This is a genomic window from Jiulongibacter sp. NS-SX5 (assembly GCF_052828545.1).
The window spans coordinates 1,838,207-1,852,093 of sequence record NZ_CM128248.1 but is presented as its reverse complement, the minus strand read 5'-3'; the positions used below and the strand labels follow the sequence as shown (position 1 = coordinate 1,852,093).

13 protein-coding genes are annotated in these 13,887 nt (G+C 39.9%); 9 read left to right on the top strand and 4 right to left on the bottom strand.

Translation table 11 applies throughout. From position 1 onward, the window contains the following. Window position 1: 1 nt before the first annotated feature. A complete protein-coding gene (locus ACUXV0_RS08200) occupies window positions 2-748 on the top strand; it encodes a GLPGLI family protein (protein ID WP_446192598.1) in 747 nt (248 codons plus the stop codon). On the opposite strand, the gene ACUXV0_RS08195 is transcribed toward ACUXV0_RS08200, so the two are convergent. After that, window positions 745-1,335 carry a cytochrome c oxidase subunit 3 gene (locus tag ACUXV0_RS08195; protein ID WP_446192597.1) on the bottom strand — a complete coding sequence of 197 codons (591 nt, stop codon included), beginning with the start codon at window positions 1,333-1,335 and terminating at the stop codon, window positions 745-747. The two genes, ACUXV0_RS08200 and ACUXV0_RS08195, sit on opposite strands and share 4 nt — an antisense overlap. Before the next feature lie 3 nt (window positions 1,336-1,338). Then, window positions 1,339-2,148, bottom strand: a complete 810-nt coding sequence (ispE, locus tag ACUXV0_RS08190; protein ID WP_446192596.1) for a 4-(cytidine 5'-diphospho)-2-C-methyl-D-erythritol kinase — start codon at window positions 2,146-2,148, stop codon at window positions 1,339-1,341. 212 nt (window positions 2,149-2,360) lie between these two features. Here ispE and rplS point away from each other — a divergent pair, with 212 nt between their 5' ends. The 6 genes from rplS (at window position 2,361) to ACUXV0_RS08160 (ending at window position 7,406) form a co-directional block, all read left to right on the top strand. Beyond that, window positions 2,361-2,717 carry a 50S ribosomal protein L19 gene (rplS, locus tag ACUXV0_RS08185; protein ID WP_446192595.1) on the top strand — a complete coding sequence of 119 codons (357 nt, stop codon included), beginning with the start codon at window positions 2,361-2,363 and terminating at the stop codon, window positions 2,715-2,717. Window positions 2,718-2,818: 101 nt separating this feature from the next. After that, window positions 2,819-3,595 (top strand): diaminopimelate epimerase, encoded by a 777-nt coding sequence (dapF, locus tag ACUXV0_RS08180; protein WP_446192594.1) that lies wholly within the window; start codon window positions 2,819-2,821, stop codon window positions 3,593-3,595. A 232-nt stretch (window positions 3,596-3,827) separates the two neighbouring features. Then, a complete protein-coding gene (gene rho, locus ACUXV0_RS08175) occupies window positions 3,828-5,393 on the top strand; it encodes a transcription termination factor Rho (RefSeq protein ID WP_446192593.1) in 1,566 nt (521 codons plus the stop codon). 177 nt (window positions 5,394-5,570) lie between these two features. After that, a complete protein-coding gene (locus ACUXV0_RS08170; protein ID WP_446192592.1) occupies window positions 5,571-6,158 on the top strand; it encodes an OmpA family protein in 588 nt (195 codons plus the stop codon). A gap of 29 nt (window positions 6,159-6,187) precedes the next feature. Further along, window positions 6,188-6,811: a hypothetical protein gene (locus tag ACUXV0_RS08165; RefSeq protein WP_446192591.1), complete on the top strand. Its 624-nt coding sequence runs from the start codon at window positions 6,188-6,190 to the stop codon at window positions 6,809-6,811. A 76-nt stretch (window positions 6,812-6,887) separates the two neighbouring features. Continuing rightward, on the top strand, window positions 6,888-7,406 hold the full coding sequence (locus tag ACUXV0_RS08160; RefSeq protein ID WP_446192590.1) for a KdsC family phosphatase: 519 nt from the start codon (window positions 6,888-6,890) through the stop codon (window positions 7,404-7,406). Window positions 7,407-7,453: 47 nt separating this feature from the next. Here ACUXV0_RS08160 and ACUXV0_RS08155 read toward each other — a convergent pair whose 3' ends face one another. Then, window positions 7,454-8,365, bottom strand: coding sequence for a hypothetical protein (locus ACUXV0_RS08155; protein ID WP_446192589.1), 912 nt, complete (start codon window positions 8,363-8,365; stop codon window positions 7,454-7,456). A gap of 178 nt (window positions 8,366-8,543) precedes the next feature. Here ACUXV0_RS08155 and ACUXV0_RS08150 point away from each other — a divergent pair, with 178 nt between their 5' ends. Together ACUXV0_RS08150 and ACUXV0_RS08145 are read left to right on the top strand one after the other, a co-directional pair. Then, on the top strand, window positions 8,544-9,212 hold the full coding sequence (locus ACUXV0_RS08150) for an FKBP-type peptidyl-prolyl cis-trans isomerase (RefSeq protein WP_446192588.1): 669 nt from the start codon (window positions 8,544-8,546) through the stop codon (window positions 9,210-9,212). Window positions 9,213-9,258: 46 nt separating this feature from the next. Beyond that, a complete protein-coding gene (locus ACUXV0_RS08145; protein WP_446192587.1) occupies window positions 9,259-11,310 on the top strand; it encodes a carboxy terminal-processing peptidase in 2,052 nt (683 codons plus the stop codon). 72 nt (window positions 11,311-11,382) lie between these two features. Here the strand turns inward: ACUXV0_RS08145 and lon are convergent, their stop codons facing one another. After that, entirely contained in the window at window positions 11,383-13,851 is a 2,469-nt protein-coding gene (gene lon, locus ACUXV0_RS08140) for an endopeptidase La (RefSeq protein WP_446192586.1), read from the bottom strand. Window positions 13,852-13,887: the final 36 nt, after the last annotated feature.

The following is a 13,887-nucleotide window of genomic DNA, read 5'->3' as shown; positions in this document are numbered from 1 at the left end:
AATGAAAAAGTATTTTGTTCTAATTGTATTGATATGTATTGGGTTAGTCAAATCTACAGCTCAGCCCTTAACCAGCGGTGAAGTAGAGTACAGGTACCGAATTTTTTGGGCAAAAATTTATGCGAGTTCAGAGTATTTAAGTGAAAATGCCAAAGCCAGAGAGCTCATGGCTTGGGGTAATGAAGAAGGCTATAGTACACGTATGATTCTTCAGTTTAATCCTGAAGGATCAATTTATACCAAAGGAGAACCCTATGAAAAGGGAGGGTATTCATGGAATGATAATGACCATTACCTGGTCAATAACTTACAGGATAATACTTCTTTGCTTTATATGACAGCTATGAATAAAAACTATTTGGTGACAGGTGATAGCCGCACTTATAAATGGCAGGTTAAAAACGAACTCAGGGAAATTCTCGGTCATATGTGCATGAAGGCCACCACAACCGACTCCGTCAAAAATCAGGATATTGTGGCTTGGTTTGCAGTTGATATTCCTGTTTCGGCTGGCCCAGAGCAAATTTATGGCCTTCCTGGTCTTGTTCTCAGGTACGAAGTGAATGGAGATCATCTGATTGTTGAGGCAGAAAACATAATCCCTGGTGAAGTGAAAAGGCCAATTGAGCTTCCAAAAAAGATGAAAGGTAAAGAGCTTACTTTTAAGGAGTTTGATGAGAAAGTAATGGAGTTTATAGATGACTCCAATAAGATGAAGCGAACCTGGGGCTGGTCAGTAAGGTATTAACCTTGGCTATGCCAAAGAAAGAATAGAAAAACGATAACCCAGACTATATCTACAAAATGCCAATAAGTGGTCACCAGTTTTAATCGTAGTACATTCGGCGGGTTAACACTATCTACAAAACTCTCAATGTAGGATCTGTTTCGCATTGACTTATAAAGTACGATGCTTAATGCCACAAGTCCACCAAGTGTATGAACTACATGTAAGCCTGATAATATAAAGATGAAAGAACCTCCTGTGTTATTTGAAGGGAAGATTTGATTGCGAAGCAGATACATCCAGCCCCAGCACTGAGACATCAGAAAACCCAACGCCAGAAAATAGGTAACCATTAAGTACGACCTGTACCGGTCAAACTGCTGACGCTCCATGCTGCTACCTGCCCAGGCTAAAGTAAAGCTACTGGCCAGTATTAGTAAGGTGCTAAACCAGAACATGTAGGGAAGTTGGACAGGGATGTCTTGATTTACAAGCTCCTTTTTGACAAATACCAACAGAATAAAAAGAAATAAAAGAGCACTGCTGAATATGCCCAGATAGAGCATAAATGCAAAAGGCTCCCTTCTTTTCGTTAGAGGATTTGACATTCCTTACAATTTGCCTTCATAAACACTAAACTGTTGGAATTGGTTTTGTAGATCTGGCTTGGTTTTGAAGATTCCATATACTGTAGAGCCGCTTCCTGTCATAGAGGCATATGTAGCTCCCAAATCATACAGACCGTTTTTTATATCCTTGATTAACGGATACTTTTTAGAAAGAGGCTCTTCAAAATCGTTGAAAATCGAGCTTTTCCACTCAGAAAGTGGATTGGTGATAAGTTGGGTCAGATTTTCTTTCGGTTTTCTCGGTGTTATAGATCCATAAGCCTCGGCTGTACTTATATGAATACCTGGGTTTACGCAAACCATATAGTTCCCACTGAGGTCGAGATCGATATTTTCGAATTTTATACCTCGGTCGTAGCAATACACGGGTTTGTTTTCAATAAAGAAAGGGCAATCACTGCCTAACTCAGCAGCCAGTTTCTGTAGCTGAGTCATTTTAACTCCACAGTTAAAAAGCTCATTAAGTAATTTCAATGCAAAAGCACCATCGGCGGAGCCTCCACCCAGGCCGGCTCCCATAGGAATAACCTTGTGAAGATGAATTTTTGGGGCAGTACCATTGGGGATGTGCTTTTCCAGTAGCTTGTATGCCTTTACAATCAAATTGTTTTCAGAATCGCCGGGAATCTCAAGGCCGGTAGACTTGAACTCAAAACTGTCAGACTTTACTGCTTCCAGAGCATCACACCATTTAATAGGATAAAATACTGATTCAATATTATGGAAACCGTCTTCTCTTTTTTCGACAATATTGAGCCCTATGTTGATTTTAGCGTTTGGGAAACAGATCATAAACTCAAAGGTAGTATTGTGGTTTGAATTTTCGTAGAGACAGTTAAAGGATTACTGAAGGATTTGGCTCTTTTTTGCCTTGCAAATTTTAAAAGGTCTGTTGTATTCTAAGATCTTAATTCTTACCTTTGCAGTCCGTTTTTAGATATGCTGCATATTATCCTGAATAGCAGCCTCTTTCTCTGGCGATAAAACATTTAAATTTTATACAAATGAGCGATTTAGTAAGAGAGATTGAACAATCACTTGCTCCTCAAGGAACAGAGCATCCTGAGTTTAAATCAGGTGACACAGTGAACGTTCACGTACGCATCAAAGAAGGTAACAAAGAGCGTATTCAGGTATTTCAAGGTGCAGTAATTCAACGTAAGAATTATGGTACAACTGGCGAGACCTTTACGGTTAGAAAAATTTCTAACGGTATTGGTGTTGAAAGAATTTTTCCTATCTTGTCACCCAGTATTGAGAAGATCGAGGTCCTAAGAAAAGGAAAAGTAAGAAGAGCTAAGCTTTATTACTTGAGAAACAAGCACGGTAAAGCGGCCAAGATCAAAGAATTAAAGAAATAAGACATTAAAGAATATAAGTAATAGCTTTTTCATAATTTGTGTTGGAAAACGCCGCCTTAATGAGGCGGCTTTTTTTTTGAATTCTATCAAGGAATAATACGATGCTAAAATTTTTCAAATATCAGGGTACAGGAAATGATTTCGTGATGATCGATGATCGCGATGGCTTGGTTAACTTATCTGAAGAGCAGGTTGCTTTTATCTGTTCCAGAAGGTTTGGAGTGGGGTCAGATGGCTTGATAATTTTGAGAAATGATGAGGAATACGATTTTAAAATGGTATATTATAATGCTGATGGTAGAGAAGGAAGTATGTGTGGTAATGGAGGTAGATGTACAGTGAAATTTGCTTCAGACCTAGGCATTTTTGAAAAGTCCACCACCTTCATTGCGGTAGATGGTCCTCACGATGCCGAAGTCATCGGTGATACCATTAAGTTAAAAATGTCTGATACCGGGAAAATGTCAGAAAGGAACGGTGATCATTTTTATGATACCGGTTCTCCTCACGTTGTTATTTATCAGGAACAGCTTGATGAGCTTGATGTCAAAAAAGTGGGTGCTGAAATTCGCTATAATGAATATTGGACTCAGGCCGGTGGTACAAATGTGAATTTCGTAGAGTTACTTTCTCCAGATGAGATTAAAGTGAGAACCTATGAGCGTGGGGTAGAAGATGAGACTTATTCATGTGGTACAGGCGTTACTGCTTGTGCACTTGATGCAGGAACTTTGAAGGGCTTAAAATCTCCGGTAAAAATTCAAACCAAAGGTGGCCAGCTTAGCGTAAGTTTTACGCAGAAGGATGACGAGACTTTTACGGATCTCTGGTTAGAAGGGCCAGCCAAAAGTGTATTTAAAGGTGAAATAGCCCTGTAATTGAGTAAACTTTTGATATTTTTTTTGACGAATAGAAATATTCGTTATAACATTGCAGCGGAATCTGAAAACATCTCCAAGGTTCCACTTTCTATATAGAGATCACCTTCCTATTTCATTTCGGTCTGATCATCAATCTATACGAGAATCGATTATAACATAATTGTCATATTATATCTACGAAAACAAGTCAGCGGTGCTGATTCTTAACCTCATTTTTAATTACTAGTTCATGTACCAGGAAAAGGACCTAAAGGTCAAATTATTGTCTGAGCTGAAAACTATAGCTTCTGAAAAAGGAATTGATATCAAAGGCTTGAAAAAGGCTGATCTTATCTCAAAAATCATGGAATCTTCCAGCAGCGAAAGTTCGCCAAAAGAGGAACCCAAAAAGTCAGAGGACAACAAAGAGGCTTCAAAAGATGCCAAAGCTGGGAAAAGACCTCGTACCCGAAAAAGAATTGCAAAGCCGTCCCCATCAGCACCTTCAAATGATGATTCTGATGATGACATAGACTTGTCTGATCTTGAAGAGGATATCCCGGATATCACCGACGAGGATCTGGGTTTAGTAGAAGATGAAGAGCCGGAAGAAACAGAGCAGTCGGCTGCTGAGAAGAAAAAGCGTGATGACTATTCAAGAGATATAAAAAAGCAGTTCAATAACCTGGTAAAGGAATTTGACGGTTTAATTGACAATGAAGGGGTTCTGGAAATTATGTCTGAAGGTAGTTATGGTTTCCTTCGTTCGCCTGATTTTGATTACCTGGCAAGTCCTGATGATATCTATGTTTCTCCTTCTCAAATCAAGTTATTTGGTTTAAAAACAGGAGATACCATTAAGGGTACAGTACGACCTCCAAAAGATGGAGAGAAGTACTTTGCACTTTTAAAAGTTATCTCGGTAAACGGCAAAACTTCGGAGGAGATCAGAGATAGAATACCGTTTGAGTATTTGACACCACTTTTCCCGAATGAGAAAATTGTTTTGTCTACCAAGCCTGAAATCATGTCTACCAGAGTTCTTGATCTTTTTGCTCCGGTAGGTAAAGGTCAGCGTGGGATGATCGTGGCTCAGCCAAAAACAGGTAAAACGGTTCTATTAAAAGAGGTGGCGAATGCCATTGCAAGAAACCACCCTGAGATATATCTGATTATACTTCTGATTGATGAAAGACCAGAAGAGGTGACAGATATGGCAAGGTCTGTGAGAGCTGAAGTGATTAGCTCTACGTTTGATGAGACCGCCGATAAACACGTGAAAGTATCAGGTATGGTACTTGAGAAAGCCAAGCGTATGACGGAGTCTGGTCATGACGTAGTAATTCTCTTAGATTCCATTACCAGATTGGCTCGTGCACACAATACCGTTGTACCTTCTTCAGGTAAAATATTATCTGGTGGTGTAGATGCAAAAGCACTACATAAGCCTAAGAGATTCTTTGGGGCAGCCAGAAATATTGAAAATGGAGGTTCACTCACCATTATTGCTACAGCCCTGATTGATACAGGTTCAAAAATGGATGAGGTGATCTTTGAAGAATTCAAAGGTACTGGTAATATGGAGCTTCAATTAGACAGAAGACTGGCTAATAAGAGAGTATTCCCGTCGATTGATATCCTGACTTCTGGTACTCGTAGAGAGGACTTGCTGATGTCTAAGGATGAGATGAATAAAATCTGGTTATTGAGAAAGTATATTGGTGATATGAATCCTATGGAATCAATGGAATTCCTTTTAGATAAAATGAAAGGAACCAGAAATAACGAGGAATTCTTGCTGACGATGAACCGTTAGTAACCAAAGGTATATACGTTTTTTTGAAGGTCAATATCCTATCTATAAGGGTTTTGACCTTTATTTTTTTGTCTGGGGTCTAAAAATTTTGATTGTTTCCTTGTAACTTTATAAGGCTTGCTGCGTCACAAGGTCGTAGTATAGAAAATTAATTAATCCTTAAACCCCTAAACAATCATGAACAGATTTCTGATTCCTCTTTTGATTTTGTTAGGGTCGCTTCTTTACAGTTGGTTTTGGAATTGCAATCGCAGACCGCACTGTGCCTCCGGTGAATACACCACCGAGCAAACCACAGGCATAGCGGATGCCGGAGCAAATTCTGACGCTGATATGAATGCAGGTGCCATAGATATGGATGGCGATGCAGACGCAGCTACTGACGGTGAAATAGAAATGACCGAAGCCGAAGAAGAAGAGCTTTTGTTTACTCCACTTGACGTCTATTTTGAAACCGCTAAAAACGGAATCACTCACACAGCTGAGATAGACAATTTCCTGGCAACAGCGAAAAAGTATCTGGCAGCACATCCCGATAAAAAACTATCATTAGTAGGCCATACAGATAGTGATGGTACGCATGCTACCAATGACCCACTTTCGGTAAAAAGGGCCAATACAGTTAGAGATATGCTGGTGGCTGAAGGCTTTAGTGCTGGTCAGCTGGTGACTTCTGGAAAAGGTGAGCGAGAGCCAATAGCCTCAAATGACACACCAGAAGGCAGAGCCAAAAATAGAAGAGTCACGGTAAGACTCATGGAATAAACTTTAAAACTCTTAATCAAAATATAAAGATGGAAAATCTTAAATGTCTGTTTACAAACTTCCCTTGGGATATATTCCTGTTCTGGTTACTTCCGCTTCTATTGCTGTGGTGGTTAATGAATAGATTAGTTAATCGTTATAAATCACATGCTTCTGAGCTTCAGGATAGAATTAATTTCCTGGAAGGCGAATTAGAAGCTTGTAGAAAAAATAAGGTGTCAGGAGCTGTTTCTGCTGATGTAGATGCTCTTAATGCTAAAATCTCTAAACTGGAGGCTGACCTTGATTCTTGCAACAAAGCGAAGCTGGCTGCTGCGGCGGCAGGTGCCGCTGGTGGGGCTGTGGCTGCTGCTGGGGTAAGTGCTCCTGTGGCCTCTTTAGCTGCTGATAAACCAAAGAAAAAGGATGATCTAAAAGTGGTAGAAGGTATAGGTCCTAAAATTGAGAGCCTATGTCATGACGCAGGTATATACACTTTTGCTGATCTGGCTGCTGCTTCATTTGAAACACTTAAAGGAATCTTGACTGATGCCGGTTCTCGTTTCCAGATGCATGATCCTACTACATGGCCTAAGCAGGCTGAGTTAGCTAGAGATGGCAAATGGGATGAGCTTAAATCATGGCAAGATGCTTTGAACAAAGGTCGCGAGTAGGCTTCCTTAATAAAGAGAAAGGCGGTGCACAGCATCGCCTTTTTTTTTATGGGCATAAGTCTTCATCTTTGCCGCTATGGAGTTTAGAACCAAAGGAAGAATAAAGAAAATTACCACACTCATTTTTGACGTGGATGGAGTTTTTACTGACGGTAGCATCATAGTTACCGAGACAGATGTACAGCGAGTGTTTAATGTTAAAGATGGCTATGCTGTTCAGATGGCTCTAAAAGCAGGCTATAAACTTGCGGTTATTTCGGGAGGGAAGCAGGAGAGTATCAGAACTCGTTTAGGAGGTCTGGGAATTCCCGAGATTCACTTGGCCGTAAGCACACATGGTAAACCCGCTGTATTAGATCAGGTTCTGGAAAAGTGGAATTTGGAAGAGGAGCAGGTTCTTTATATTGGAGATGATATTCCTGATCTTCTTTTAATGAAAGGTAGAAACATTTTCAAAGCCTGTCCGGCAGACGCAAGACCAGAGGTTCTAGAAAGTGCCGACTACATCTGCCAAAAAAATGGAGGTCATGAGGCTGTAAGAGAAGTGATAGAACTGGTAATGAAAATCCAGGATACCTGGATGAAGCAATACTAAAAAAGGAGGCTCATGCCTCCTTTTTAATGAACTTCTATTATTGAAACTTACAAGTTGTTCAGTGCTTTTTCGAATTTCTTATCTAATCTGATGGCCTCCTCTCTTTTAGCCACATGAATCTGTAATCCTGATGCATCGCCGCTCACTTTATACATTGCGTGAGCATTTACATACTCAGAAGAAGAAACTTTAAAGAACTGAGGATGCTTGCCTAATTCTTTTTCTACCTCTTCAGCCTGAATATCAAGCTTCTTGTCTACAAGGCCAAAGAAATTTTGATACACAAACTGGCTGTCATATTTATTGATTTTGATAGAGATCAGCTGGTTTGGAACAATATTGATTTTGTCATTAGACCCTGAGAAGCCTATAACCGGGAAAATCATTTTTTGCGACTCCGCAGGAGTATAATTTTTTAAGAAAGAGCTGTAGTCCTCTGCTTTGGATACAAACTTCTTCGATAGCACACTCTCTTGAATGAAAGCTAGAATGAAACCTATCACTGCACCAATGGCTGTGAACTGTAATAAGACAAGCGGTAGATCGAACTTGGAAAGACCGACTTGATTACTGAAGACCATTACAAAAAGACCTACAAAAAAGAACCTTAAGACGTACAGGAAAAACTGACGCATAACCGTCCAATGGGAGTTGTCAAAAAACTTCTTGAAAACTACAGGAAGTAGAAAATCTGCTACCAGATAGCCCACCAAACCAGATAGGCTGGCCAAAGCCACCAATAGTGTTTTATTAGAAGCGGAATTTTGATTGATGCCGTATGGACCCAAAAAGGTAAATAGTACAAAGACAGCAGACGCAACTAAAAATCCGATTACCAGACTATTAATAGAGAGAACGTCAGCTCTTAAAGGTTTTTTTGTGGCTTTAATAATATTTGAGAAAGCACCTGTGATCTTATTAATGACCTGAACAGGGAAACTTAGGATTGACTTTATCATAATTCGAAATGTTCTTTTAAATAGTTATTAGCAGAGTTTTCAAAAACTATACCAAAACCTATTAACGTTTCGATAAGAAAGTATTTGATGAAAGGGGTAATTTTTTAGTTGATCTCTGTGTTAATTAAAGTGAAATCAATAGATTCAAATCTTCAATACATTACATTTAAAACAAAAAATGAAGAAAAAACTGGTTGCACTAACAGTGCTTTTATCATTAACACAATTTTTCAAAACACAGGCTCAAACGACCCTAGGAAGTGAACAAGATTCTTTAAGTTATGCTATCGGAGTAAGTGTAGCACAAAGCCTGAAAGCACAAAATGTAAAGCCAGATTTAGATATACTTAGTGCCGCTATTAATGATGTTTTAGAAGGGAATGAACTGGAGTTTGGCCTGCAGCAATGTGGCATGTTTATCCAGAATTATTTTCAAAAGAAAGCAGGAGAAGTAGCTGCAGCAAATCAGAAAATAGGAGAAGAGTTTCTCACAAAAAATAAAGCTCGTGAGGGAGTGATGGAAACGGCCTCGGGTCTTCAATATGAAGTGTTGACTGCCGGCGAGGGAGCCAAGCCTCAACTTTCTGACAAAGTAAAAGTACATTATCACGGTACGCTTATTGACGGTACCGTATTTGATAGTTCTGTAGAAAGAGGTTCGCCTACTACTTTTGGTTTAACCCAGGTGATAAAAGGCTGGACAGAAGCCCTGCAATTAATGCCGGAGGGTTCAAAGTACAGACTATATATTCCCGCCGATCTAGCCTACGGGCCAAGAGGTCAGGGAAAAATTGCTCCTAATTCCGCATTGATCTTTGATGTGGAATTGCTGGAGATTGTTAAATAATGGCAAACATGCCACGTGTCTGAGACACACCCTAAAATTGAAAATTATGAAAAGACTAATTGCCTTATGTTCTATAGCTTTTTCAGCTTTCTCGGTTCAGGCCCAGGAAAGTCCAAAGTACAGCTATGAAGACCTGGAGCCGAGTAATACCCATAAAAGAGTAGAGCAGTTTGCTACGCAATTTTTGAGCAACTACCACTATCAAAAGTTCCAGGTTGATGATTCGCTCTCATCTCACGTTTTTGATAATCTTCTTCAAGATGTAGATAGATCGCATTCATATTTCACTCAGGCAGATATTGAGGAGTTTGAAGAATACAGATTTAGCCTTGATGATGCACTTCTAACCGGTGACCTGGAGTTTCCGTTTATGGTGTATAACAAGTTCAGAAAGATCTATAAAGAGAGGTATGAATTCATCAATGAATACTTGTCAAAACCATTTGAGTTTGACACGGATGCCACCTTCGATATGGATAAACTGGATGAAAGATGGGCAGTATCTCAAGAGGAGCTGGACGATGAGTGGAGCAAGATTTTATTAAGTCAGGCTCTCAACATGAAGCTGAGCGGTAGTGCGGATTCAAGTATTGCCAAGACGCTAAAACGAAGATATGAGCGATATGAAACAAGAGTAGCCAAGCTTCGCTCTGAAGATGTGTTTCAGACCTATATGAACTCATTTACTGAGGCTATAGATCCACATACTTCTTATATGATTCCTAGCACAGCAGCTCAATTCAATATTGACATGAGTCAGTCATTAGAAGGGATTGGTGCTCAGCTCAGAAATGAGGATGATTATGTGATGATAGTAGATATTATACCTGGTGGACCTTTATTTAAAACTCAGCAGGCAAGTAAAGACGATTATATTCTTGGCGTAGCACAAGGAGATGATGGAGAGTATCAGGATATCATTGGCTGGCTTACGGATGATGCCGTAAAGTTAATTAGAGGTAAGAAGGGAACCGTAGTGAAACTACTGCTGAGAGCCAAAGATGCTCCAGCGAATTCAGAACCTAGGGAGGTAAGAATCGTTAGGGAGAAAATTAAGCTTGAAGAGGCCGTGGCTGAAGGTGAGGTTATAGAGCTTGAAGAGGATGGTGAAAATTATAAACTAGGAGTAGTAGATATTCCTATGTTTTACAGAGACTTTGACGGAGCCAGAAGAGGTGTAGATTTTCAAAGTACTACTAAAGACGTAAAGAAATTTCTGGAAGACTTTAACGATCAAGGTGTAGATGGGGTAATCATTGACCTTAGAAATAATGGCGGTGGTTCTTTAACTGAAGCCATAAACCTTACAGGTCTGTTTATTCCAAAAGGCCCTGTAGTGCAGCGTAGAACGGGTAGAGGAAGAATAGATGTAGAGAATGATCGAGACCCTAGTGTTACATATGATGGCCCACTTTTAATTCTTCAAAACAGATATTCTGCTTCTGCTTCTGAGATTTTTGCAGGTGCTATTCAGGATTATAACAGAGGGGTAATTGTAGGTGAGCAATCCTTTGGAAAAGGTACAGTGCAGCAGCTGGTAAATCTTGACCAGTTTTTACTTTCACCAAAAGTAGCCTCTAGAAATAATCCGAATGTAAATGGCATAGAAGATCGTGAGAGATACGGACAGCTGAAACTCACTACTGAGAAGTTTTACCGAATTACGGGTAACAGTACGCAAAGAAAAGGGGTAATTCCAGACATAGCTTTGCCGTCTCCGTGGTCTTCAACTGAAAGTGGTGAGAGTAGCAGACCTACAGCCTTACCGTATGATGAAATCAAGAGTTCAAACTTTGAAGATCAAAAGAAAATCAGCAGTCATATGAGACGTGCCTTGAAGTCTAATTTTGATTCTAGATTTGCCGAGTCTGAAGACTTGCAAACGCTGCAAAAGGAGATTGAAATCTATAAAGCAGACAAAGACCAAAATGAATTCTCTCTAAATTACGATGAGCGTCTAAAAGAGAAAGAGGAGGATGAAGGGAATAGAACGGCTATCAAAAAACTAAGAAAGACCAAAACCGGTGATGATCACACAGATGATTTGTATCTGAATGAAGCCAGTAAGATTCTTACAGATTTGATCAGAATGTCTTAAGACTCTGATAAGCTTTAATCATAAAAAAAGACTCTCATTCGAGAGTCTTTTTTGTTTTCTAGTATCATCTGATTACTTCTTCTCCTCAGGAAAGATAAAGTTAATGGGCTTCTCCACCTTCTTATTTAAAAGAGCAATTTCCAGAACATCCTCTACCATATCTACATAATGGAAGGTTAGTCCTTTGGTGTATTCTTCGCCAATCTCCTCCACGTCTTTTTGATTGCGGTAGCAAAGAATGATCTCTTTGATTTTGGCTCTCTTTGCAGCAAGAATTTTCTCTTTAATTCCGCCCACAGGCAGTACTTTCCCTCTTAAGGTGATTTCACCAGTCATGGCAAGATTCTTTTTGATCTTACGCTGGGTATAAATTGACGCCATAGAGGTTAACATGGTAATACCGGCTGACGGCCCATCTTTAGGCACAGCACCCTGAGGTACGTGAATATGAAGGTCATAATGTTGGAAAACCTTATAGTCGATATCCAGGTTATCTGCATTGGCTTTGAGATAGGAGAGAGCTGTCATAGCTGATTCTTTCATCACATCACCTAATTGGCCCGATAAGGTCAATGCCCCTTTTCCTCTGCTCAGGTTAGACTCAATAAACAAGATGTCTCCACCCACTGGAGTCCAGGCCAGTCCCGTAACAACCCCGGCCATCTCATTACCCTCATAAAGGTCTTTATCAAAATGAGAGATGCCTAATAACTCTTCTATGTCTGCGGGGGTCATACTTTTAGAGTATTCCTCTTCCATAGCGATAGATTTCGCCACCTTTCTGACTACGCTACCAATTTTTTGCTCTAGACTTCTTACACCAGATTCGCGAGTATAACCTTCAATGATTCTCAAAAGGGCCGCTTTATTGAGTTTTAGATCCTTATTGGTAAGTCCATGTTCGCTCAATTGCTTCGGTAGTAAGTGACGCTTCGCAATTTCAACTTTCTCTTCTACCGTGTATCCCGTAAGCTCAATGATCTCCATACGATCTCTCAACGCTGGCTGAATAGTATCTAGAGAGTTGGCTGTGGCAATAAATAAAACCTTTGAAAGGTCAAAATCTACTTCAAGGTAGTTATCCTTAAAGGCATTGTTTTGCTCTGGATCCAAAACTTCAAGTAATGCACTTGAGGGGTCACCTCTATGATCTCTGGCTATCTTGTCTATTTCATCAAGTACAAAAACAGGATTGGCCGTTTTGGCCTTATTGATATTTTGGATAACCTTACCAGGCATAGCACCGATATAGGTTTTTCTATGGCCTCTGATTTCGGCTTCATCATGTAGACCACCTAAAGCCATACGTACGTACTCTCTACCTAAAGCCTTGGCAATAGACTTTCCTAAGGAGGTTTTACCTACGCCGGGAGGGCCGTAAAGGCAAAGAATAGGAGCCTTCATGTCAGATCTAAGCTTCAAAACAGCCAGATATTCAATAATACGCTCTTTAACTTTTTTTAGTCCATAATGGTCGGCATCTAATATTTTCTTAGCCCTTTTGAGGTTGAAATTATCAGTACTTGTTTTGCCCCAAGGCAAATCAACCAATAATTCGGCATAGCTAAGGGCCACTCCATATTCAGGAGCCATGCTGTTCATTCGCATAATCTTATTCAGCTCCTTATTGAAATGCTCGTTTACCTCTTTTGGCCATGTTTTCTTTGCTCCCTTCATACGGAGCTTTTCTACTTCCTGATCAGGAGAATCCATTCCAAGTTCTTCCTGCAATACTTTGATTTGCTGACGCAAATAATACTCACGTTGCTGTTGGTCAATGTCAGAGCTTGCCTTGGACTGAATATCTTTTTTGATTTCCAGCAATTCCACCTCTTTCATTAAATGCTCTAGTAGCTTATGGGCTTGTTCTTTACCATCATAAGTTTCCAGAAGTATTTGCTTTTCAGCAATACCTATATTGAGATTTGATGAAAGGAAATGAGTTAAGAAAATCGGGCTGTCAATATTATTGATCGCTGTTTGAGCATCACGAGGGATCTCGGGGTTCAGCGTCAAAATCTTAGTGGCCGTTTCTTTCAAACTTTCTAAAAGTGCCTTGCTTTCTTTTCGTCTGGCTCCTGGGAAAGAGTCTGGAATATAATCTACAGCTGCTACCAGGTACGGTGTCGTTTTTACGAAATCTTTTATAACAAAACGTCTTCTTCCTTGAACAATGATCGTTACGTTGCCATCAGGCAAAACAATCATTTTAAGGATATTGCCGATCGTACCGATCTTGTAAATGTCTTCGGCTTTAGGCTCTTCTTTAGTTTGACGCAGCTGCGTCACAATCCCGAGTGTTCTGTCTCCACGATAAGCCTTCTTCACCAATCGTATGGCTTTTGAACGAGTTACAGTAACAGGTATAACTATTCCGGGGAATAAAACGGTATTTCTTAAAGGAAGTAGAGAAAGTTCTTCTGGAAGGTTCTCATTATTCTCCATTACCTCATCTGGCGAGGTAATCTCTATCATCTCCACATTTTCGATTTTCGGGGTTTCTCCCGCCAATCGTTCTAATAACTCCAGGTCTTTGTTCATTTAGGTGTAGTATAAATCTACAAGCTGACATACTGT